This is a genomic window from Brevundimonas olei (genome assembly GCF_037055245.1).
Classification (GTDB): domain Bacteria; phylum Pseudomonadota; class Alphaproteobacteria; order Caulobacterales; family Caulobacteraceae; genus Brevundimonas; species Brevundimonas olei.
The window spans coordinates 3,306,930-3,326,442 of record NZ_CP146369.1 but is presented as its reverse complement, the minus strand read 5'-3'; the positions used below and the strand labels follow the sequence as shown (position 1 = coordinate 3,326,442).

23 protein-coding genes are annotated in these 19,513 nt (G+C 69.1%); 17 read left to right on the top strand and 6 right to left on the bottom strand.

All coding sequences use genetic code 11. From position 1 onward, the window contains the following. Nucleotides 1-5 precede the first annotated feature (5 nt). Genes V8J38_RS16100 through V8J38_RS16090 form a run of 3 tightly spaced genes read left to right on the top strand, consistent with a single transcriptional unit; the run spans nucleotide 6 to nucleotide 2,724 of the window. A complete protein-coding gene (locus V8J38_RS16100) occupies nucleotides 6-875 on the top strand; it encodes a F0F1 ATP synthase subunit gamma (RefSeq protein WP_338577170.1) in 870 nt (289 codons plus the stop codon). A gap of 37 nt (nucleotides 876-912) precedes the next feature. Continuing rightward, nucleotides 913-2,451 carry a F0F1 ATP synthase subunit beta gene (gene atpD / locus V8J38_RS16095; RefSeq protein WP_338577169.1) on the top strand — a complete coding sequence of 513 codons (1,539 nt, stop codon included), beginning with the start codon at nucleotides 913-915 and terminating at the stop codon, nucleotides 2,449-2,451. A 3-nt stretch (nucleotides 2,452-2,454) separates the two neighbouring features. Next, a complete protein-coding gene (locus V8J38_RS16090; RefSeq protein ID WP_003167474.1) occupies nucleotides 2,455-2,724 on the top strand; it encodes an ATP synthase F1 subunit epsilon in 270 nt (89 codons plus the stop codon). Between the two features lie 264 nt (nucleotides 2,725-2,988). On the opposite strand, the gene V8J38_RS16085 is transcribed toward V8J38_RS16090, so the two are convergent. After that, complete coding sequence (locus V8J38_RS16085; protein WP_338577168.1) at nucleotides 2,989-3,465, bottom strand: RNA pyrophosphohydrolase; 477 nt, start codon at nucleotides 3,463-3,465, stop codon at nucleotides 2,989-2,991. Nucleotides 3,466-3,542: 77 nt separating this feature from the next. On the opposite strand from V8J38_RS16085, the gene V8J38_RS16080 reads away from it, so the two are divergent. Beyond that, nucleotides 3,543-3,938 carry a Tat pathway signal protein gene (locus V8J38_RS16080; protein ID WP_338577167.1) on the top strand — a complete coding sequence of 132 codons (396 nt, stop codon included), beginning with the start codon at nucleotides 3,543-3,545 and terminating at the stop codon, nucleotides 3,936-3,938. A gap of 232 nt (nucleotides 3,939-4,170) precedes the next feature. Here the strand turns inward: V8J38_RS16080 and V8J38_RS16075 are convergent, their stop codons facing one another. Then, on the bottom strand, nucleotides 4,171-5,145 hold the full coding sequence (locus V8J38_RS16075; RefSeq protein WP_338577165.1) for an ABC transporter ATP-binding protein: 975 nt from the start codon (nucleotides 5,143-5,145) through the stop codon (nucleotides 4,171-4,173). 201 nt (nucleotides 5,146-5,346) lie between these two features. Between V8J38_RS16075 and V8J38_RS16070 the strand changes: the two genes are divergently transcribed. From V8J38_RS16070 to V8J38_RS16015, 12 genes are all read left to right on the top strand, one after another. Next, the gene (locus V8J38_RS16070) at nucleotides 5,347-5,637 is read left to right on the top strand and encodes a hypothetical protein (protein ID WP_291782648.1); all 291 of its coding nucleotides are present in this window, start codon (nucleotides 5,347-5,349) and stop codon (nucleotides 5,635-5,637) included. 57 nt (nucleotides 5,638-5,694) lie between these two features. After that, nucleotides 5,695-5,934: a zinc-finger domain-containing protein gene (locus V8J38_RS16065; RefSeq protein WP_040346318.1), complete on the top strand. Its 240-nt coding sequence runs from the start codon at nucleotides 5,695-5,697 to the stop codon at nucleotides 5,932-5,934. A gap of 8 nt (nucleotides 5,935-5,942) precedes the next feature. After that, the gene (locus tag V8J38_RS16060; protein ID WP_312219560.1) at nucleotides 5,943-6,383 is read left to right on the top strand and encodes a VOC family protein; all 441 of its coding nucleotides are present in this window, start codon (nucleotides 5,943-5,945) and stop codon (nucleotides 6,381-6,383) included. Beyond that, entirely contained in the window at nucleotides 6,380-6,997 is a 618-nt protein-coding gene (locus V8J38_RS16055) for a DUF6655 family protein (RefSeq protein WP_125900381.1), read from the top strand. Before V8J38_RS16060 ends, V8J38_RS16055 begins: the two co-directional genes overlap by 4 nt. A 116-nt stretch (nucleotides 6,998-7,113) precedes the next feature. Further along, nucleotides 7,114-7,776, top strand: coding sequence for a nicotinate-nucleotide adenylyltransferase (locus V8J38_RS16050; protein WP_338577161.1), 663 nt, complete (start codon nucleotides 7,114-7,116; stop codon nucleotides 7,774-7,776). A gap of 135 nt (nucleotides 7,777-7,911) precedes the next feature. Then, nucleotides 7,912-8,346 carry a ribosome silencing factor gene (gene rsfS / locus V8J38_RS16045; RefSeq protein ID WP_291782663.1) on the top strand — a complete coding sequence of 145 codons (435 nt, stop codon included), beginning with the start codon at nucleotides 7,912-7,914 and terminating at the stop codon, nucleotides 8,344-8,346. Nucleotides 8,347-8,373: 27 nt separating this feature from the next. Continuing rightward, on the top strand, nucleotides 8,374-8,838 hold the full coding sequence (gene rlmH / locus V8J38_RS16040) for a 23S rRNA (pseudouridine(1915)-N(3))-methyltransferase RlmH (RefSeq protein ID WP_338577159.1): 465 nt from the start codon (nucleotides 8,374-8,376) through the stop codon (nucleotides 8,836-8,838). Beyond that, nucleotides 8,838-9,932: a murein hydrolase activator EnvC family protein gene (locus V8J38_RS16035; protein WP_338577157.1), complete on the top strand. Its 1,095-nt coding sequence runs from the start codon at nucleotides 8,838-8,840 to the stop codon at nucleotides 9,930-9,932. The genes rlmH and V8J38_RS16035 overlap by 1 nt, the downstream gene beginning before the upstream one ends. 137 nt (nucleotides 9,933-10,069) lie before the next feature. After that, a complete protein-coding gene (locus V8J38_RS16030; RefSeq protein WP_338577155.1) occupies nucleotides 10,070-11,482 on the top strand; it encodes a S41 family peptidase in 1,413 nt (470 codons plus the stop codon). An 87-nt stretch (nucleotides 11,483-11,569) separates the two neighbouring features. Further along, a complete protein-coding gene (locus V8J38_RS16025; RefSeq protein WP_422388299.1) occupies nucleotides 11,570-12,811 on the top strand; it encodes a divergent polysaccharide deacetylase family protein in 1,242 nt (413 codons plus the stop codon). 48 nt (nucleotides 12,812-12,859) lie between these two features. After that, nucleotides 12,860-13,057, top strand: a complete 198-nt coding sequence (locus V8J38_RS16020; RefSeq protein ID WP_088410574.1) for a hypothetical protein — start codon at nucleotides 12,860-12,862, stop codon at nucleotides 13,055-13,057. A gap of 256 nt (nucleotides 13,058-13,313) precedes the next feature. Then, complete coding sequence (locus V8J38_RS16015; RefSeq protein WP_338577151.1) at nucleotides 13,314-13,454, top strand: hypothetical protein; 141 nt, start codon at nucleotides 13,314-13,316, stop codon at nucleotides 13,452-13,454. On the opposite strand, the gene V8J38_RS16010 is transcribed toward V8J38_RS16015, so the two are convergent. From V8J38_RS16010 to V8J38_RS16000, 3 genes are all read right to left on the bottom strand, one after another. Beyond that, a complete protein-coding gene (locus V8J38_RS16010) occupies nucleotides 13,451-13,957 on the bottom strand; it encodes a GNAT family N-acetyltransferase (RefSeq protein WP_338577149.1) in 507 nt (168 codons plus the stop codon). The genes V8J38_RS16015 and V8J38_RS16010 overlap by 4 nt on opposite strands. Continuing rightward, nucleotides 13,954-14,970 (bottom strand): biotin synthase BioB, encoded by a 1,017-nt coding sequence (gene bioB / locus V8J38_RS16005; protein ID WP_291782683.1) that lies wholly within the window; start codon nucleotides 14,968-14,970, stop codon nucleotides 13,954-13,956. The genes V8J38_RS16010 and bioB overlap by 4 nt, the downstream gene beginning before the upstream one ends. A 95-nt stretch (nucleotides 14,971-15,065) precedes the next feature. Beyond that, nucleotides 15,066-16,556, bottom strand: a complete 1,491-nt coding sequence (locus V8J38_RS16000) for a methyl-accepting chemotaxis protein (protein ID WP_338577147.1) — start codon at nucleotides 16,554-16,556, stop codon at nucleotides 15,066-15,068. Between the two features lie 235 nt (nucleotides 16,557-16,791). Here V8J38_RS16000 and ahcY point away from each other — a divergent pair, with 235 nt between their 5' ends. Further along, nucleotides 16,792-18,183: an adenosylhomocysteinase gene (gene ahcY, locus V8J38_RS15995; protein ID WP_338577145.1), complete on the top strand. Its 1,392-nt coding sequence runs from the start codon at nucleotides 16,792-16,794 to the stop codon at nucleotides 18,181-18,183. A gap of 124 nt (nucleotides 18,184-18,307) precedes the next feature. Here the strand turns inward: ahcY and V8J38_RS15990 are convergent, their stop codons facing one another. After that, nucleotides 18,308-19,432: a hypothetical protein gene (locus V8J38_RS15990; RefSeq protein ID WP_291782694.1), complete on the bottom strand. Its 1,125-nt coding sequence runs from the start codon at nucleotides 19,430-19,432 to the stop codon at nucleotides 18,308-18,310. Between the last annotated feature and the right edge of the window lie 81 nt (nucleotides 19,433-19,513).

The following is a 19,513-nucleotide window of genomic DNA, read 5'->3' as shown; positions in this document are numbered from 1 at the left end:
GCCGGATGGCTAGCCTCAAGGAAATGCGCGATCGGATCGGAAGCGTCAAAGCGACGCAGAAGATCACGAAAGCCATGCAGATGGTCGCGGCGGCCAAGCTGAAGCGCGCCCAGGAGCAGGCGGAGAACGCCCGCCCCTATGCGACGCGGATGGCCTCGGTCATCGCCAACCTGGCGGCCGGCGTCGGCGACGACGGCCCGCGCCTGATGACCGGAACCGGCGCCGACCAGAAGCACCTGATCGTCGTCGCCACGGCCGACAAGGGTCTGGCGGGCGGGTTCTCGACCAACGTCATCCGCGCCGCGCGGGACCACATCAACAGCCTGATCGCCAACGGCAAGACGGTCGAGATCGTGGCCGTCGGCCGCAAGTCGCGCGACCAGCTGACCCGCCTGTTCGGCGACAAGGTCGTCAAGACTTTCGAACTGAGCGAGCACAAGACGGTGGGCCTGCACGCGGCCCAGCCGATCGCCGAACTGCTGGCCGAAAAGTTCGAGGCGGGCGAGGCCGACAAGGTCACCCTCTTCTACAGCCAGTTCAAGTCGGTGATCTCCCAGGTCCCGTCGTCGCGTCAGCTGGCCCCGGCCGAAGTCGACGCCGACGCCTCGTCGGACGCCGGCGCGCTCTATGAGTATGAGCCGTCGGAAGAGGACATCCTCGAGACCCTGCTGCCGCGCAACCTGACGACGCAGATCCTGGCCGCCCTGCTGGAGAACCAGGCCGGCTTCTTCGGCGCCCAGATGGCCGCGATGGACAACGCCACGCGCAACGCGGGCGACCTCATCAGCGCCCTGACGCTGCAGTACAACCGTTCCCGCCAGGCTCAGATCACCACCGAGCTGATCGAGATCATCGCCGGCGCTGAAGCGCTCTGATCCCGACACAGCTGACATTCGACACGGACAAGCACCGATGACCGACACCACCGCCCCGAAGAAACCCGCCGCCCCCAAGACGGCTGCAAAGAAGCCGGCCGCTCCCAAGAAGGCCGCCGCTCCGAAGGCCGCCGCCGCAGTTACGGCCCAGGGCAAGATCGCCCAGGTCATCGGCGCCGTCGTCGACGTCGAGTTCGACGGCCACCTTCCGGGCATCCTGAACGCTCTGGAAACCCAGAACGTCGACCAGAAGACGGGCGAGCCCTTCACCCTGGTCCTGGAAGTCGCCCAGCACCTGGGTGAGAACATGGTCCGCACCATCGCCATGGACACGACCGAAGGTCTGACGCGCGGCCAGGCCGTCGTCGACACCGGCAAGTCGATCATGGCCCCGGTCGGCCCGGGCACGCTCGGCCGCATCATGAACGTCGTCGGCCAGCCGATCGACGAAGCCGGCCCGATCAAGACCACCGAGTTCCGCCCGATCCACCGCGAGGCGCCTTCGTTCGAAGAGCAGTCGACCTCGTCGGAAATCCTGGTCACGGGCATCAAGGTCATCGACCTGATCTGCCCCTACACCAAGGGCGGCAAGACCGGCCTGTTCGGCGGCGCCGGCGTCGGCAAGACCGTGACCATGCAGGAGCTGATCAACAACATCGCCAAGGCTTACGGCGGTTATTCGGTTCTGGCCGGCGTGGGCGAACGCACCCGCGAAGGCAACGACCTGTATCACGAGATGATCGAGTCGAACGTGAACGTCGCCGGCGGCGGCGAAGGCTCCAAGTGCGCCCTGGTCTACGGCCAGATGAACGAGCCCCCCGGCGCCCGCGCCCGCGTGGCCCTGACCGGCCTGGCCCAGGCCGAATACTTCCGCGATGAAGAGGGCAAGGACGTCCTGCTGTTCATCGACAACATCTTCCGCTTCACGCAAGCCGGTTCGGAAATGTCGGCTCTGCTGGGCCGCATCCCCTCGGCCGTGGGCTATCAGCCGACGCTGGCCACCGAGATGGGCAACCTGCAGGAGCGCATCACCTCGACCAAGAAGGGCTCGATCACCTCGATCCAGGCCATCTACGTCCCGGCCGACGACCTGACCGACCCGGCGCCCGCCGCCTCGTTCGCCCACCTGGACGCGACGACGGTTCTGAACCGCGACATCGCCGCCCAGGCCATCTTCCCGGCCGTGGACCCGCTGGACTCCACCTCGCGGATCATGGACCCGCTGGTGATCGGCGAGGAGCACTACACCGTCGCCCGCCGCGTTCAGGAAATCCTGCAGCAGTACAAGGCGCTGAAGGACATCATCGCCATCCTGGGCATGGACGAGCTGTCGGAAGACGACAAGCTGGTCGTGTCGCGCGCCCGCAAGATCAGCCGCTTCCTGTCGCAGCCCTTCTTCGTGGCTGAGCAGTTCACCGGCTCGCCGGGCAAGTTCGTCGAACTGGCCGACACCATCCGTTCGTTCAAGGCGATCTGCGACGGCGAATACGACCACCTGCCGGAAGCCGCCTTCTACATGGTCGGCGCCATCGAAGAGGCCGTCGAGAAGGCCGCCAAGATGGCTGCGGAAGCCTAAGCCATGGCCGGTAAGCTGAACTTCTCCCTCGTCGCCCCGGAACGCGAAGTCTTCGCCGGTTCGGTCGATCAGGTCGATGCGCCGGGCGTCGAGGGCGACTTCGGCGTCCTGCCGGGCCACGCGCCCTTCATGACCACCCTGCGCGAAGGCGTGGTGACGGTCTATGACGGCGCCCAGCGCCGCCGCTTCGAGGTCAAGGGCGGCTTCGCCGACGTCAACGGCGAAGGCCTGACCATCCTGGCCGAAGAGGCTTCGGAGCTGACCGCGAACTGAGGTTCGCACGGCTGAAACGATCAAGGGCCCCTCGCTTGCGGCGAGGGGCCTTTTTCGTGCGTCTTATGATGCGCAGCCTTCCTTTACTCCGCCATCACTCCCTGCTCCGCCGTCATCCTCGGGCTTGACCCGAGGATCCAGTGCGGGACGCGCTCCACCTGGCCAAGGTTTCGCACGCGGACGGCTGGATCCTCGGGTCAAGCCCGAGGATGACGGTAGTGGGATCAGAAGGGCGATGGGGGCGCCTAGAGAGGCGTCAGTGCGTCAGGCGGCCCACGCTCCAAACGCCCGCACCACCTGCTCATAGACCGGGCGCTTGAACGGCACGATCAGGCCGGGCGCCTCTTCCAGCCGCCCCCAGCGCCAGGCGTCGAATTCGGGCTCGCCGTGGCCGTTCAGGTCGATCTCATCCTCCCCGCCGGTGAGGCGAAAGGCGAACCACTGCTGGCGTTGCCCCTTCAACCCCTTCCAACTCTTGGGGCTCGGCAGGCCCTCGGGAAAGTCATAGGGAATCCATTCGGTGGTGCGGCCCAGAAGGGCGATGGAGCGCACGCCCGTCTCTTCATGCAGTTCGCGGCGGGCGGCGGCTTCCAGGTCTTCGCCGTCGTCGACGCCGCCTTGCGGGAACTGCCAGTTCCACGGCTCGGGCGTGTCGGCGCGGCGGCCGAACCAGACCTGGCCGGCGGGGTTGAACAGGACGACCCCGACGTTGGGGCGATAGAGGGACAGATCGATGGTCATGTCCTTCGCATACGCCGCCGTCTCGACGCGGGCTAGGCGTCAACGTCCGGGAAAGGCCGCGCGGCTAGGGTGGCGTCATGGACAGACGTCAACTGATCGCCCTGGCTCTGAGCGGCCCCGCACTGGCGAGCGCGGCGCACGCATCGCCCGAGAAGAGCGGGGGCGGCAAAGGCGGCTATCTGTCTATGCCGACCGCAACGGCCACGGTGCTGCGCCGCGACGGACGACGCGGCGTGTTGACGGTCGAAACGGGTCTCGACATCGCCGACGGGGCCTTGATGGAGCGGGCGCGCCTGTCCCAGCCGCGTCTCAGCGCCGCCTACAATGAGATCGCCCGCATCGCCGCCGAACGGCTGCTGCCGGACGCGCCGCCGAACGTCGAATGGCTGGCGGTCGCCCTGCAACACGCCACCGACGCCATTCTGGGCAGGCCGGGGGCGAAACTTCTGCTCGGCACGGTGATGGCGGCCTGAGGTGGTAGCCGCTGACGTTCCAATCCCGCCCCCACCCACATGCCGTCATTCTCGGGCTTGACCCGAGGATCCAGCGCAGGGCGCGCTCGACCTCGCCTATGTCGTGCAGGCGGATGACTGGATCCTCGGGTCAAGCCCGAGAATGACGGCGTGGGGAAGGCAGCGGGAAGAAGAGCAGGAGGAGCGGGAGAGGCAGGAGCGGCGGGCGAGGGGGCGTCGCGACGCCCCCGCCTCAATCCTGCGTCGGATCGGGGCGGCTCGTGTCGCCGTAGGTCATGGCCAGGAAGACGTCTTCCAGATCCGGGTCCTCGGTGGCGATGTCCTTGATGGTCACGCCCGCCGCGCGGACGGCGGCCAGCACCTGCTCGACGCTGGATTCGCCTGTGCGATAGGTGACGACGAAGGCGCCGTTGGCGCGCGGGGCGACGATGAAGCCGTTCAGGGCGGGCAGGGTGTCGGGCGCCGTCTCGGGCGTCACCACCACATTGCGGGTGTCCAGCCGCTTCAAGAGCTGTTCGGTCGGCTCGCAGGCCACGACCTCGCCCCGGTTGATGATGGCGATGGTGTCGCACAGCTCCTGCGCCTCTTCGAGGTAGTGGGTGGTCAGGATCACCGTCACCCCCTCCTCGTTGATCTTGCGGACATAGTCCCACAGCTGGCGGCGCAGCTCGACGTCCACGCCCGCCGTCGGCTCGTCCAGGATCAGCACCGGCGGATTGTGCACCAGGGCCTTGGCCACCATCAGGCGCCGCTTCATGCCGCCCGACAGGGCGCGGACATAGGCGTTGGCCTTGTCCGACAGGCCGAGCGCCGCCAGCAGCTCGTCCGAGCGGCGCTCGTCCGCCGGCACGCCGTAGAAGCCGGCCTGCACCTCCAGCGCCTCGCGCGGGGTGAAGAAGACGTCGGCGACGATCTCCTGCGGCACCACGCCGAGCGCCGAGCGGGCGTCGCGCGCCTCATGGTCGATGTCGCGGTCCCAGATGCGGACCGTGCCCTCGGACTTGTTCACCACCCCGGCGATGATGTTGATCAGGGTCGACTTTCCCGCGCCGTTCGGCCCCAGAAGGCCGAACATGGAGCCGCGCGGCACCGTCAGGTCGACCCCGCGCAGGGCCGTCTTCGGCGGTGACTTGCGCGAGCCCTTGTAGGTCTTCTTCAGCCCCCTGACCTCGATGGCGTTGACGGGCAGGCGAGGCGTTTGTGTCATGGCGCGGACTTCAACTCAGGCAGGTGTCGGGGAGGCGGGGCCGGACGGTATAGGTAGGGGGCCGAGGGCCGTTCGCCAAGCGCCTCAGGGCGCTGAACGAGACAAGTCTGCGAGACGATATGTCAAAGTTGCTTGACGACCGTATCGGTTGTGTCTAGCGTGCTTGTCAGAAAGACAACTTCCCTTGGATGAGGACACGCCATGACCGCCGCCGTCTCCGCCCGCAAGCCCCTGACCCGCACCCGCCTGATCGGCTTCATCGCCATGGGGTTCTGCGTCGTCGGCTATGCCGGCTTCACCCTGGCCCTGCTGGCGGGCAAGCTTGAGTATCTGCCCATGGCCCAGGCGGCGGTCATCGCCGCGGTCGCCGCCGTGGTCGGCGAGATCGGCCTGTGGGTCGGCGCGGGCTGCCTGGGCCTGACCCTGTTCAAGAAGCGCAAGGCCCTGTTCGATCGGGTGATGGGCCGCAAGGCGCCGGCCTCGGACGTTTGACCTGACGGTCCGGTCCGCCTAGGAACGGCGCAAAGCCTTTCCAGACCGGACCGGATCATGCCTCCCCGCCATCTCGAAGCCGTCATTCCTCCGCCCGAAGAGATCGTGGTCTCGACCAAGCGCGTCGCCTGCGACGGCGGCGGCGGGGCCCTGGGTCACCCGCTGGTCTACATGGACATGGGCGAGGACGACTTCATCGAGTGCGGCTACTGCGACCGCCGCTTCGTGCTGTCGGCCCATCCGCACCCCGAGAGCGAATATCTCGATCCGGCGGCCCGCCCGCCCGAGGCGCACTGAGTCCGGTCATGCGTTATCTGCACGCCATGGTTCGGGTGAAGGATCTGGACGCCTCGATGCGTTTCTACCGCGACCTGCTGGGTCTGGAGGAAACGCGCCGCGCCGACTATGAGGCCGGCCGCTTCACCCTGGTCTATCTGGCCGCGCCCGCCGACAAGGCCCGCGCCGAGGCCGAGAAGTCGCCCGAGGTCGAGCTGACCTACAACTGGGACGATCAGGACTACGACGGCGGCCGCAACTTCGGCCACCTGGCCTTTCAGGTCGACGACATCTACGCCGCCTGTCAGCGCCTGATGGACGGCGGCGTGGTCGTCAACCGTCCGCCGCGCGACGGCCACATGGCCTTCGTCCGCTCGCCGGACGGCATCTCGATCGAGCTGCTGCAGGCGGGCGAGCGCCTGGCCCCGGCCGAGCCCTGGGCCTCCATGCCGAACGTGGGGGCCTGGTGAGCGTTTCGGCGCGGCTGATCCTGGGCCTGGCGGTCCTGAGCCTGGGCGCCTGCGCCTCGGTGACGGAGACCAATCCGGCGCGGACGGCCACCGACATGCTGCTGGTCAACCGCGCCGCTGACCGGGCGGTCGAGGGGCTGACCCTGCCGATCCCCCAGGGCGCGCGCGTCTTCGTCGACGAGACCTATTTCCAGGCCGAGAACGCCCGCTATGCGCTGAGCGCCATCCGCGCCGCCCTGTCGGAGGCGGGCTACGCCATCGTGCGCGAGCGCGGCGAGGCTGACGCCATCTTCGAGGTGCGCGCCGGCGCCCTGTCGCTGGACCAGCTGCGCCGGGTGGTCGGCATCCCCGACATGCGGGTGCCGATCAACGAGAGCCTGAACGTCGTCTCCCTGCCGGAGCTGTCGCTCTACTCCAACCGCGACCGGATGGGCGTGGCCGAGTTCTCGGGCTTCCTCTACGACGCCCGCACGGGGATGCCGCTGGGCGCCGTCACGCCGATGATCGGCCAGTACAAGATCCGCAGCCACAAGGCCTTCATGATGATCACCTGGGGCCAGCAGCTGGCCCAGCCGGGCGAGCGTGATCCGGGTTCGAGCTGGAAGGAATTCTAGCGCGAGCGCTCGCTCCGTTCGCGGAGCGAGACAGCCGCTTCGGACCGTGTTAGGGCGCAGGTGAGCATAAGGCGTTGGCCGCGCTCATCCGTTCGCCGCCGCCGCAAGAGACGCCCTTGTCCTTCTTCCACGCCGGTCCTGCGCCGAAAGGCTCCGGTCTTCGCCGAGGCGCCCTGCGCGACGGGCTGGACCTGGCGCCGGGGATGAAGGTCGGCCTGTTCGGCGGCTCGTTCAATCCGGCCCACGACGGCCACGCCCATGTGGCGGCCACCGCCCTGCAGCGGCTGGATCTGGACCGGGTGGTCTGGCTGGTCTCGCCGCAGAATCCGCTGAAGTCCGGACACGAGACCGCCCCCCTGGCCGAACGCATGGCCTCGGCGCGCGCCGAGGCGGCGAGCGTCGGCCCGGCCATGATCGTCTCGGACTTCGAAACGCGCGCGGGCACGCGCTGGACCGTCGACACCCTGCGCGCCATCGTCGCCCGCCATCCCGGCGTGCATTTCGTCTGGCTGATGGGATCGGACAATCTGGCGGGCTTCCACCGCTGGAGGGGCTGGACCGACATCATGCGGCTGATGCCGGTGGCGGTGATCGCCCGGCCGGGCAGCCTTTTGGACAGCCGCACGGCCCCGGCGGCCGCGCGCTTCGCCCGCTATCGCATTCCCGCCGCCCAGGCCGGACTGCTGCCCAATCTCGAGGCGCCGGCCTGGACCTATCTGACCGCGCCGCTGAACCACCGCTCCTCCACCGCCATCCGGGCCACGCGCGCGGCGGGGTGAAGAGTCGTCGCAGGCCGGGTGACCTTTCACGCCGGGTGTGCTAGACTGGAGTTTTAGTAATCGCCTCGGAGCCCTCCGCTGACCCCCTCGACCGCGCATGATGCGCAAGACGCCGTTTCGAACGCGGCGCACGAAATGGACCTGATGGATTCCGTCCATTCCGAAGACGGTCAGGCCGAGGACGGCCCCAGTAGCGACGAGCGCCAGCCCCTGCCGGTCGGCGCGACCGAGCTGGAGCAGGCCATCCTCGCCAAACTCGACGAAGACAAGGCCCAGGACATCGTCCTGATCGACCTGCGCGGCAAGAGCCCGATGTCCGACGCCATGATCGTGGCCTCGGGCCGCTCGCACCGCCACGTCGGCGCCGTCGCCGACCACCTGCTGCGCCTGTTCAAGGAGCAGGGGCTGGGCAAGGTGAAGGTCGAAGGCCTGCCGCATTGCGACTGGGTGCTGCTGGATGCGGGCGACGTCATCGTCCACCTGTTCCGCCCGGAAGTGCGCACCTTCTACAACATCGAAAAGATCTGGGCGGTCGACAGCGCCCACCGCGGCGGCCCTGTCCGCGGCTGATCCTTCCTCTGACGGCGGGCTGACCTCATGAAGCTGGCGATCGCGGCCATCGGCAAGCCGGGCCGCGGTCCCGAGGCCGCCCTGGCCGACGACTACGCCCGGCGGGCCACCCTTTCGGGACGGCCGCTGGGCCTGGGTCCCCTCGAACTCATCGCCCTTGAGCCGAAGAAGCCCGGCAAGGCGCCGGAGGCCGAGTTGCTGTTCGCCGCCGCCGAAGGCGCACACCTGATCGCCTGCGACGAGCGGGGGCGGACCTATTCCTCGCGCGCCTTCGCCGACCACGTGGCCGCCTTGCGCGATCAGGGGGAACGGCGGCTGGTCTTCGTCATCGGCGGCGCCGACGGCCTGGACGAGAGCGTGCGCCGCGCCGCCCGTTCGACCCTGGCCTTCGGGCCTCAGACCTGGCCCCACGCTCTGGCGCGCGCCATGCTGGCCGAGCAGCTGTATCGGGCCGTGACCATCCTGGCCGGTTCGCCCTATCATCGCGACTGATGCGACGCGGGGCCGTTCTTCTTCTGACCTCCTCCAGCCTGCTGCTGGCCCTGGCCGGGCCGGCGGCCAGCCAGCGCGCGGCCCAGCCGAACGCCGAGCTGACCCGGCTGCAGGCGGAGTATCGGGACGAGACGGCCCGCGCCCGCCGCCTGCGCGCCGAGGCCGCCGCCGCCGCCGAGGAGATCGTCGACCTGGACCGCCAGCTGCGCGAGCTGCGCCGCGCCGAGGCCGAGGACGACGTGCAGATGGAGGCGCAGCGCGCCCGTCTGAAAGAGCTCGGCGATCGCGAGGCCGCCCTGCTCGCCGCCCTGTCGCGCGAACGCGCGGCGCAGGGACGGCTGCTGTCCGCCCTGCAGATGATGAGCCGCAAGCCGCCGCCGCCTCTGCTGATCCCGGCGGATCAGGCGGTGGATGCGGTGCGCGCCTCCATCCTGATCCGCGCCATCACGCCCGACCTGCAGAAACGCGCCGAGACCCTGGTCGAGCGCCAGGCCGAGATCGGCCGCATCCGTCGTCTGGCCGCCCTGTCCAGCGAGCGCCTGTTCACCGTCGAAAGCGCCCAGAACGACCGCCGCGCCGAGATCGAGGGGCTGACGGCGCGCAAGACCGCCCTGCGTTCGGTCCTGCGGGCGGAGGCGGCGCGGGCCGAACGGGCGACCAAGGCCTTGGAGGCGCGCATCCGCGAACTGGGCGGCCAGACGCCTCGGATCGCCGAAGCGCCGGAAGAAGCTCCGGCCGCCCGCCTGCCTGCGGGCCGCAGCCGTCTGACCCCGCCCATCGCAGGGACGCCCTCTCAACGCTTCGGCGGCCGCTCGGCGGGTTGGAGCTGGCGCTCCAGCCATGAGGCGGTCGGCGCCCCGGCGGCGGGCCGCGTCGCCTACGCCGGGCCGCTGAAGGAGTGGGGCGAGGTGGTGATCCTCGACCTCGGCCCCGGCTGGCGGGCCGTGATTGCGGGCCTCGACCGGCTGGAGGTCGAGACCGGACAGCGCGTGGCCGACGGCCAGACCCTGGGCCGCACCGGCGAGGACGGCGAGGCCTATTTCGAACTGCGCCGCCAGGAACGGCCCATCGATCCCGCGCCCTGGCTGCAGTAGCGGGCCAACCGCGCGAAATTCCTTTCAAATCGGCGCGGACGCTGTTTGTATCGGCGCAACTGTCGTGCGCGCCGTCGTGGCGCCTGCGCCGCCCTGGACGACCGGAGCCGAAAGCGGATCCGATGGAAAGAGACCGAATGCGTAAACTGCTTCTCGTGGGCGCCGCCGCCCTGGCGCTGGGCGGATCGGCGGCGGCCGTGGCCAGCCAGACCCCGCGCAACGAGACCTTCCGCATGCTCGAGATGTTCGGCGACGTGCTGGGCATCGTCGAGCAGGCCTACGTCGTTCCGGTCGACAACAAGAAGCTGATCGAGGCCGCCCTTCAGGGCATGATGACGGCGCTCGACCCCCACTCCAACTACCTGCCCGCCAAGGGGTTCGACGACCTGCGCGAGCGGACCTCGGGCGAATATTCCGGCGTCGGCCTGACCATCACCTCCGAAGGCGGTCTGGTGAAGGTCATCTCGCCGATGGACGACAGCCCGGCCGGTCGCGCCGGCGTCCAGGCAGGCGACGTCATCAGCGCCGTCAACGGCCAGAACGCGGCGGGCCTCAGCGTGTCCGAGGTCTCGGACAAGCTGCGCGGCGCCACCGGGACCAGCGTCACCGTCACCTTCCTGCGCGACGGCGAGGAGCCGCGCGAGGTCGTGCTGACGCGCGAGGTCATCAAGGTCGAATCCGTCACCGGCCGCCTGGAAGGCGACTTCGGCTATTTGCGCATCTCGACCTTCAACGAGAACACCGGCCGCGAGCTGACCGAGACCATCGAGCGGCTGAAGACCGAGAAGCCGGGCCTCAAGGGCTATGTGCTGGACCTGCGCAACAACGGCGGCGGCCTGCTGACGGCGGCCATCGACGTGTCGGACGCCTTTCTGGAGCGGGGCGAGATCGTCAGCCAGCGCGGCCGCAAGCCCGAGGACATCGAACGCTACGCCGCCAAGCCGGGCGACCTGACCGGCGGCCTGCCGGTGGTGGTGCTGATCAACTACGGCTCGGCCTCGGCGTCCGAGATCGTGGCGGGCGCCCTGAAGGATCAGGAGCGGGCGACGGTCGTCGGCCTGACCAGCTTCGGCAAGGGGTCGGTGCAGACGGTGATCCCGCTGCGCGGCGGCCAGGACGGCGCCCTGTCGATCACCACGGCGCGCTACTACACCCCGTCGGGCCGTTCGATCCAGAAGATCGGCATCGAGCCGGACCTGGAGGTGGCCCGTTCCGAGGCCGAGGCGCGCATCGTCTCGCGCTCCAGCTTCATCTACTCGGAGGCCGCCTATTCGACGGCGCTGGACTCCTCCATCGGGGCCGAGCGCAAGGGCCCGCACACCCCGCGCGAAGCGCCGGGCGCCGACTACGCCAAGGACAAGGACTATCAGCTGGAGCGGGCGCTGGACGTGCTGCGCGCCGGCGGCGACCTGGCCAAGCTGGCCGCCGCCCCTGAGGGGATCGTCATCACCGAACCCGGCGAAGACAAGGTCGAGACGGCCGAGGCGGAGACCGACACGCCCGAAACGCCGACGGTCACGGTCAAGCCGGACGAACCGAAGACGGACTGACCGCCGCGTCCCGCAAACGTGGTGAACGCGCTGTTAGGCTTTCTTAACCGGCGCAGGGCTTAACTGAGGCTGAGGGGCGCCGCGTCTGTGCGGCGCCTGCCAGCCCGAGCCGACGCCCTGACCATGTTCGCCAAGCGCCAGTCCGCCCTCGCCGCCGCCGCAGGCGCGCCGCCGGAGCCCCGGTCGCGCCTCGCCATGGAGCCGGTCCTGAACGCCCTGAAGAAGCCGCCCGTCGCGGCGGGCGCGGCCGGGGCCTTCGTCATCGGCGCCGCCGCCCTGTTCGTCGCCGTGCTGGGCGACCCGCGTGCGGGCGCGCCGACGGCCAGCGCCGTGCTGGAGCGGCCCGCCGCCGCCGACACGGCCCCGACCGGCGCCGAGGCCTTCGGCTTCAGCGGTCTGGACATCTATCAGGACCTCGGCCCCATTGATCCGGCCCTGATGGGCGAGGACGGCGGCGTCATGGGCGGCGAGGCCCTGATCACCCTGCCGGACGGCGCCAGCGTGGCCTCGGGCCAGGGCTTCAGCGCCCCGGTGCGCGCCCCGTCCAATCCCCTGCCCAAGGCGCCGATCGCGGGCCTGTTCCAGCCCGGCCCGAACGGCCCCCTGCCGCGCATCGCCGCCGACGGCCGCGTCCCGGCCCAGGCCTACGCCCGGCCCTTCCGCTCGAACGGCAAGCCGATGGTGGCCCTGGTGGTCGGCGGGCTGGGCCTGAACAGCGCCACGACCCGCGCGGCGATCGAGCGTCTGCCCGCCGAGGTGACGCTGTCCTTCGTGCCCTACGCCGAGGGCTTGCAGACCTGGATCGACATGGCCCGCGCCCACGGCCATGAGGTGATGATCGAACTGCCGATGGAGCCGACCGGCTATCCCGACAACGACCCCGGCCCCTACACCCTGCTGTCGTCCGGCGGCGCCGACGATGTGGCGGTCAAGCTGGACTGGCTGCTGGCGCGCGCCACCGGCTATTTCGGCGTGACCAACTATCTGGGCGATCGTTTCGCGACCTCGGACGAGGGGGTGACGGCCCTGATGACCAACCTGCGCCAGCGCGGCCTGGCCTTCCTCGACGACGGCTCCATGCGCCGTCGCCCCGGCGCCTTCGCCCGCGCCAGCGCCGACCGCGTCGTCGACGAGGAACAGACCCCCGCCGCCATCCTGCGCCAGTTCAATGCGCTGGAGGCCGCCGCCAAGACCAACGGCGCGGCGCTGGGAACCGGCTTCTCCTACCCCGTCACCGTCGAGGCCGCCGCCCGCTGGACGGCGGGTCTGGAGGCCCGCGGCCTGCAACTGGCGCCCGCCTCGGCGATGACCCGGCGACCGGGGCGGTAGGCCGCATAATCCGCGCGGCGAGGGCGTCGGCGTGTTAGAGAGTCCGGCATGAGCACCGACGACGATCACACGCCCGCCGCCGAACCTGCAGACGCCGTTCCCGGCGAGACGCCCGTGCAGCGGGCGCTGCGGCTCAAGAAGGCGGCGATCGACGCCCGACCCAAGCCGCCGCGCGGCGGACGCTTCCAGCGCGAACAGGCGGCCCGCATCAAGAGCGGGGCGTCGCGTCCCTGGATGAGCAAGTAGCCAGCCCGGGCCCTTGGCTTGATTAGCTCGGGTAGGCGTGATCGTCTGTCGGTATGACGATGTTCGCCCTCTTCCTGGCTTTGGCTTTCGTGACCGTGCTGGCGGCCATGTCCTGGCGCGCTGCGAGAGGCCTGACGCGCGAGATGCGGCTGCCGATGCAGTGGGGCTTTGACGGGCGGCCCATATGGCGTGCGCCTCGTGACGTCGCCTTGAGCTTCACGCCTGTTCTGGCGGCCTTGACCCTGCCCCCACGGCGATGGCGAGTCTGTTGGGGCCGCTGGAGAGCGCGGACGCGCGGCGTTACTTCGGCGTCCTGATCGTCATGGGGCTGGCCTGGATCGGAGCTCACGCTCTGCATCTCAGGTTGGTGCGCGGCTGGCTCGCCCGGCAGGGCTAAAGCGTCAGCCGCATGGCGACGCGGTCGGTCAGGCTGTGGGCGGCCTCTGCGGCCAGGGTCTCGCGCAGATAGGCGGGCGTTTCTGCAAACGTCAGCGCCGCATAGCCCAGGCGCGCATAGAAGGGCGCATTCCACGGAACGGTGCTGAAGGTGGTCAGGGTCAGGGCCTGTTTGGCGCGGACCTCGGCTTCCTGTCGCGCGGCCGCCATCAGCGCCCGCCCAGCGCCGCGCCCCTGATGTTCAGCAGCGACGGACAGCTCAAGGATATGGAGGTTCGCGTCCGTCTCGGCGGCGATCAGGAAGCCGATCGGCTGGTCGGCCGCATCGACCGCGACCCAGGACAGGCCCTGCGCGACGGCTATGCGGTGCGTGTCCGGTCCGGCGACATGGTCGTCGGCGATCCAGGCCAGATCGGGCAGGGTGCGGAACAGCGTCGCCGCCGACCGCTCCACCGCCTCCAGACGGCCGATGTCCGTTCCGCGCGTCGGGCGGACCCGGATCAATGGGCGTCGCAGCCCTTGGCGGGCATGGGTTTCAGGTCCAGCAGGGCGAACAGCCTAGCGTCGTCGTCCTCTTCCGGGTTCGGCGTGGTCAGCAGCTTGCCGCCGACGAAGATGGAGTTGGCGCCGGCCAGGAAGCACAGGGCCTGCATCTCCGGCGTCATGCCTTCGCGCCCGGCCGACAGGCGGACCATCGACTTGGGGCAGACCAGGCGGGCGACAGCGACGGTGCGGACGAACTCGATCGGGTCGATCTCGCCCTCCTTCAGCACCCGCTCGCCCAGCGGCGTGCCGCCGACGGGGACCAGGGCGTTGACCGGCAGGCTGTCCGGGTGGACGGGCAGGGTCGCCAGGGCGTGCAGCAGGCCCGCGCGGTCGCGCCGCTTCTCGCCCATGCCGACGATGCCGCCGCAGCAGGTGTTCATGCCCGCGTCGCGGACGTGCTGCAGCGTCTCCAGACGGTCCTGATAGGAGCGGGTCGTCACCACCTCGGCGTAGTACTCAGGCCCGGTGTCGAGGTTGTGGTTGTAGTAGTCGAGGCCCGCGTCCTTCAGCTGTTTCGCCTGATCGGCGTTCAGCATCCCCAGGGTGGCGCAGGTCTCCAGGCCGAGCGCCTTCACGCCCGAGATCATGGCCGCCAGCTTGGGCGTGTCGCGGTCCTTCAGCTCGCGCCAGGCGGCGCCCATGCAGAAGCGGCTGGCCCCGCCCGCCTTGGCCGCCATGGCCTCGGCGATGACGGCGGTCGGTTCCATCAGCTTCTCGGCCTTCAGCCCGGTCTTGAAGCTGGCCGACTGCGAGCAATAGCCGCAGTTCTCGGCGCAGCCGCCGGTCTTGACCGACAGCAGCTGGGATTTCTGCACCTCGCTGGGGTCGAAGGTGCGCCGGTGCACCGTCGCCGCCTCGAACACCAGCTCCATGAAGGGGCGGGCGAAGAGGGCCTCGACCTCCTCCAGCGTCCAGTCGTGGCGAGGGATCGAGAAATCGCGGGCGGGTCGGATTGATGCGTCGTCAGCCATGGGACGACGGCTTAGACGACTTGCTCCCGATCCGCCAAGCCTGTGTTGATCGCGCGGCGTTGCGTGAAGGAGGCGTGAGGAGGCGCCGGTTCGGATCAGGCGACCAGGCGCGGCCCTCGAGAGGCGCCGGCGGCGACGGAGCGATCCAGGCGGAAGCGGCCGACCTGCTGGTTCAGGCTGACGGCCTCATTGGCCAACTGGCGGGCGGCGGCGGTGGCCTCCTCGGTCATGGCGGCGTTCTGCTGGGTGATGTCGTCCATCTCGCCCATGGCGCGGCGGACGCGGGCCAGGCCGTCGGACTGTTCCTGGGCCGAGCCGGCGATGCCGCCCGCCAGGCCGTCGACGGCCGAGACCTTGGCGCCGATGCGCTCCAGCGCCGCGCCCGTGCGTTCGACCAGGTCGACGCCGCGCGCCACCTGGGCCGAGGAGGTGGAGATCAGGGTGCGGATCTCGCCCGAGGCCTCGGACGAACGCTGGGCCAGGGCGCGCACTTCCTGGGCCACCACGGCGAAGCCGCGCCCGGCGTCGCCGGCGCGGGCGGCCTCGACCCCGGCGTTGAGCGCCAGCAGGTTGGTCTGGAAGGCGATTTCGTCGATCAGGCTGGTGAAGCGGCCGATCTCGCTGGAGGATTCGGCGATGGCGTGGATGGCGCTGACGGCGTCGCCGACCACCTGGGTCGTGTGCTCGACATCGGCGCGGGCGGCGGCCAGAGCCTCGGCGGTCTGGCGCGCGCCGTCGGCGGTCGAGGCGACCTGGCGGGCGATGGCGTCGGCTTCGGCGACCGTGCGCTCCAGGTTGGCGGCCTGGCGCTCGGTGCGGCTGGCCAGGTCTTCGGAGGCGACGGCCAGCTGGCTGGAGCCGGCGCTCAGGCTCTCGACGCTATCGGCCACGGCGCGGACGGCGGTGCGCAGGGCGCGGGTGGCGGCGTGGAAGTCGTTCTGCAGCGAGCGGTATTCCTCGGGGAAGACGTCCGGGATGGTCACCGACAGATCGTTGTCGGCCAGGCTGTGCAGGGCGGCGCCCAGGGCGCGCACGACCTCGGCCTGGCGCGCTTCGGCGGCGGCGTGTTCGGCCTGCACGCGGTCGCGCTCCTCCTGCAGGGCGTCCAGGTAGATGGAGATGGCCAGGTCCATGTCCAGCATGACCCGCTGGTTCAGTTCGGCCACGGCCTCGGCGGTGATGCGGTCGTGTTCGCGGCGATTGGCGAACAGCTTCCTGGGCCGCTCGATGATGGCGCGGGTCAGATGGGCCAGGAGGATGCTGTAGCCGCCTATGTACCAGCGCGGCTCCAGACCGATGCGGGCGTGGACGCGGCCGATGGTGCGCACCGAGGCGGCGTAGTCCTCATCGGCGCGGCCCTCGATGATGGCGTCCCAGTGCTGCTGCTGGGCGTTGCTGGCGGCGGCGACATGGCCTTCGTCACGGAAGAAGCGGCGGGTCTCCGGCTCGGCGCGCACCCTGTCGTAGAAGGCGGCGAGGGCCAGGGGGATGGAGCGGCGCAGCAGGCCCGAGATGGCGCTGTAACCGGCGGACGGCCGACCCAGCCCCATGAAATGCATGCGGCGGTCGATCTCGTGGGAAGCCATGACGCAGACTCGTTTCAACGACGGGGCGAGGGGAGAGCCCCAATACCCCTTGTCGCCAAGAGGGTATTGTCCGGGTTAAGCCGAGATTGCGTAGATTTCCTTAATCCGCGCCGAACCGGCGACGGCGTCATCGGCGGCAGTCATATAAAGACATCCTTATGTCTTGATTGCTCCCGTGGCCGCGCCGCGCTATAGCGGCGACAATCCCCCGACAGTGGCCGAAAGACATTTCAGCATGACCGACTACATCGTCCGCGACATCTCCCTGGCCGATTTCGGCAACAAGGAAATCGCCATCGCCGAAACCGAGATGCCGGGCCTGATGGCGCTGCGTGACGAATACGGCGCCGCCCAGCCGCTGAAGGGCGCCCGCATCGCCGGCTCCCTGCACATGACCATCCAGACGGCGGTGCTGATCCAGACGCTGGAAGCCCTGGGCGCCGAAGTGCGCTGGGCCTCGTGCAACATCTTCTCGACCCAGGATCACGCCGCCGCCGCCATCGCCGCGTCGGGCACGCCGGTCTTCGCCTTCAAGGGCGAGAACCTGGTCGAATATTGGGACTACGCCCACAAGATCTTCGAATGGGCCGACGGCGGCTATCCGAACCTGATCCTGGACGACGGCGGCGACGCCACCCTGCTGTGCGTGCTGGGGCCGAAGGCCGAGAAGGACCCCTCGGTCCTCGACAACCCGACCAATGAGGAAGAGGAAGCCCTCTTCTCGGTCATGAAGCGCTATCTGAAGGAGAAGCCGGGCTTCTACTCGGCCATCCGCGACGCCATCGGCGGCGTGTCGGAAGAGACGACCACGGGCGTCCACCGCCTGTATCAGATGGCCGAGCGCGGCGAACTGCCCTTCCCCGCCATCAACGTCAACGACAGCGTCACCAAGTCGAAATTCGACAACCTGTACGGCTGCCGTGAATCCCTGGTCGACGCCATCCGTCGCGGCACCGACGTCATGCTGTCGGGCAAGGTGGCGGTGGTCTGCGGTTACGGCGACGTGGGCAAGGGCTCGGCGGCCTCGCTTCGCAACGGCGGCGCCCGCGTGATCGTCACCGAGATCGACCCGATCTGCGCCCTGCAGGCGGCGATGGAAGGCTATGAGGTCCAGACCCTCGAGGATGTCGCCGACAAGGCCGACATCTTCGTCACCACCACGGGCAACAAGGACGTCATCCGCGTCGAGCACATGCGCGCCATGCGCAATAACGCCATCGTCTGCAACATCGGCCACTTCGACTCCGAGATTCAGGTCGCGGGCCTGAAGAACTTCAAGTGGGACAAGATCAAGGATCAGGTCCACCACGTCGAGTTCCCGGACGGCAAGAAGATCATCCTGCTGTCGGAAGGCCGTCTGGTGAACCTGGGCAACGCCACGGGCCACCCGTCCTTCGTGATGTCGGCGTCCTTCACCAACCAGACCCTGGCCCAGATCGAGCTGTGGACCAACGCCAAGGCCTACGACAACAAGGTCTATACCCTGCCCAAGCACCTGGACGAGAAGGTCGCCTTCCTGCACCTGGCCAAGCTGGGCGCCAAGCTGACGACGCTGAACCAGGAACAGGCCGACTACATCAATGTGCCGGTCGAGGGTCCGTTCAAGCCGGAACACTACCGCTACTGAGACCTGTCTCGGGTCTGAAAGACAGAACCCCGCGCCGGCGACGGCGCGGGGTTTTGTTTGCTTGAAACGCACCTGCTCTCATACCGTCATCCTCGGGCTTGACGGCAGGGTAAGGGGGGGAGCCCTAGGCCGCGACGTCGCGGGGATCGAATTCGTCGGGCCCTCGGCCCATCAGGCCGGTCTCGAAGTCCATGAAGATGTCGATCAGCTCCTCGACGCCCACCGGGGGCGCCTTGGGGCTGAATCGGAAGCGCCAGAAGCTGACGATGTGCTGCACCGCCCCCAACTGGTCGCCCAGCCGGGTGAACAGGGCCGGCGCCTCCAGCAGGAAGTCGCGGAAGGCCAGCGGATTGCCCTCGCGCGTCAGCCCCGCATAGGCGTCGTCGTAATAACGCAGGGTGCGGCTGACCTCTTCGCAGGTCTTCATGATGCGGCCGCGCAGCACGGCCCGGCCCCGGGCGATATAGTCCTTGGCGGCCTGGTCGCTGGGGCCGGCGGGCCGGATCGTTCCCACTTCATCGGCGACATGGACGATGTCGGCCATCAGGCTGCTGAGCGACCACTTGTAATAGAGGAAGCCCTTCCAGCAGAAGACGCCCTCCTGATACTGCTCGGGCTCCAGCTTCAGCGTCAGGCGCAGCGCCTCCAGCCGGTCGCCGGGGGCGTTGGACAGGATCTTCGAGGCCATGCGGGCGGTCGATCCGGCGGCCACGACTCCGTCGCCGATGCTGAGGGTGACCAGGGGCTCGATCTCCTTCTGGACGAACTCCAGCATCCGCTCCAGGTCGGCTTCGCTGAGGGCGAAATAGCAGGGCGCCGCGTCCACGCCGCCGCGCCGTAGCTGTTCGCGCAGCAGGAAGGGGTCCAGCGACGGCAACTGGTCCATCAGCCGCAGGGTCTTCAGGTCCGGGTGGTCGGGATCGACGCCGAAGGCTTCGTGCATGGCGCGCTCGAAGCCGATCTGGTTGACGAAGATGAAGCGGCCGCCGGTCTTCAGATCGGTGCTGTCGATCGGCACCACGATCTTGGTCGCCACCTGACGGCGGCCGGGGAAGGCGTCGGTCTCGTTGCGCCGCAGCCGGTGCTTGATGATCAGGCAGCGATTCAGCGCCGGATTGCGGAACATCGGCCGCTCGGCCCAGTCCTCGCTCTCGCCGTGCTCGTCATAGACCTTGAGCAGGTTCAGCACGCGCGCGGTCGAGGCGGTCCGGCGCAGGTGTTCGAGATTGCGGATGGCGCGATCGGTCATGGCGGCCACCCTGCCAGCCAAAAATGACCAACGGCTTAGTTTGGCGCAGGTCAAAAAAACGGGCCGCTTCCTGAAGGAGGC

Coding starts and splice junctions, on each gene's coding strand:
- V8J38_RS16100 (WP_338577170.1), top strand. CDS start 6: ATGGCTAGCCTCAAGGAAATGCGCGATCGGATCGGAAGCGTCAAAGCG.
- atpD (WP_338577169.1), top strand. CDS start 913: ATGACCGACACCACCGCCCCGAAGAAACCCGCCGCCCCCAAGACGGCT.
- V8J38_RS16090 (WP_003167474.1), top strand. CDS start 2,455: ATGGCCGGTAAGCTGAACTTCTCCCTCGTCGCCCCGGAACGCGAAGTC.
- V8J38_RS16085 (WP_338577168.1), bottom strand. CDS start 3,465: ATGACCATCGATCTGTCCCTCTATCGCCCCAACGTCGGGGTCGTCCTG.
- V8J38_RS16080 (WP_338577167.1), top strand. CDS start 3,543: ATGGACAGACGTCAACTGATCGCCCTGGCTCTGAGCGGCCCCGCACTG.
- V8J38_RS16075 (WP_338577165.1), bottom strand. CDS start 5,145: ATGACACAAACGCCTCGCCTGCCCGTCAACGCCATCGAGGTCAGGGGG.
- V8J38_RS16070 (WP_291782648.1), top strand. CDS start 5,347: ATGACCGCCGCCGTCTCCGCCCGCAAGCCCCTGACCCGCACCCGCCTG.
- V8J38_RS16065 (WP_040346318.1), top strand. CDS start 5,695: ATGCCTCCCCGCCATCTCGAAGCCGTCATTCCTCCGCCCGAAGAGATC.
- V8J38_RS16060 (WP_312219560.1), top strand. CDS start 5,943: ATGCGTTATCTGCACGCCATGGTTCGGGTGAAGGATCTGGACGCCTCG.
- rsfS (WP_291782663.1), top strand. CDS start 7,912: ATGGACCTGATGGATTCCGTCCATTCCGAAGACGGTCAGGCCGAGGAC.
- rlmH (WP_338577159.1), top strand. CDS start 8,374: ATGAAGCTGGCGATCGCGGCCATCGGCAAGCCGGGCCGCGGTCCCGAG.
- V8J38_RS16035 (WP_338577157.1), top strand. CDS start 8,838: ATGCGACGCGGGGCCGTTCTTCTTCTGACCTCCTCCAGCCTGCTGCTG.
- V8J38_RS16030 (WP_338577155.1), top strand. CDS start 10,070: ATGCGTAAACTGCTTCTCGTGGGCGCCGCCGCCCTGGCGCTGGGCGGA.
- V8J38_RS16020 (WP_088410574.1), top strand. CDS start 12,860: ATGAGCACCGACGACGATCACACGCCCGCCGCCGAACCTGCAGACGCC.
- V8J38_RS16015 (WP_338577151.1), top strand. CDS start 13,314: ATGGCGAGTCTGTTGGGGCCGCTGGAGAGCGCGGACGCGCGGCGTTAC.
- bioB (WP_291782683.1), bottom strand. CDS start 14,970: ATGGCTGACGACGCATCAATCCGACCCGCCCGCGATTTCTCGATCCCT.
- V8J38_RS16000 (WP_338577147.1), bottom strand. CDS start 16,556: ATGGCTTCCCACGAGATCGACCGCCGCATGCATTTCATGGGGCTGGGT.
- ahcY (WP_338577145.1), top strand. CDS start 16,792: ATGACCGACTACATCGTCCGCGACATCTCCCTGGCCGATTTCGGCAAC.
- V8J38_RS15990 (WP_291782694.1), bottom strand. CDS start 19,432: ATGACCGATCGCGCCATCCGCAATCTCGAACACCTGCGCCGGACCGCC.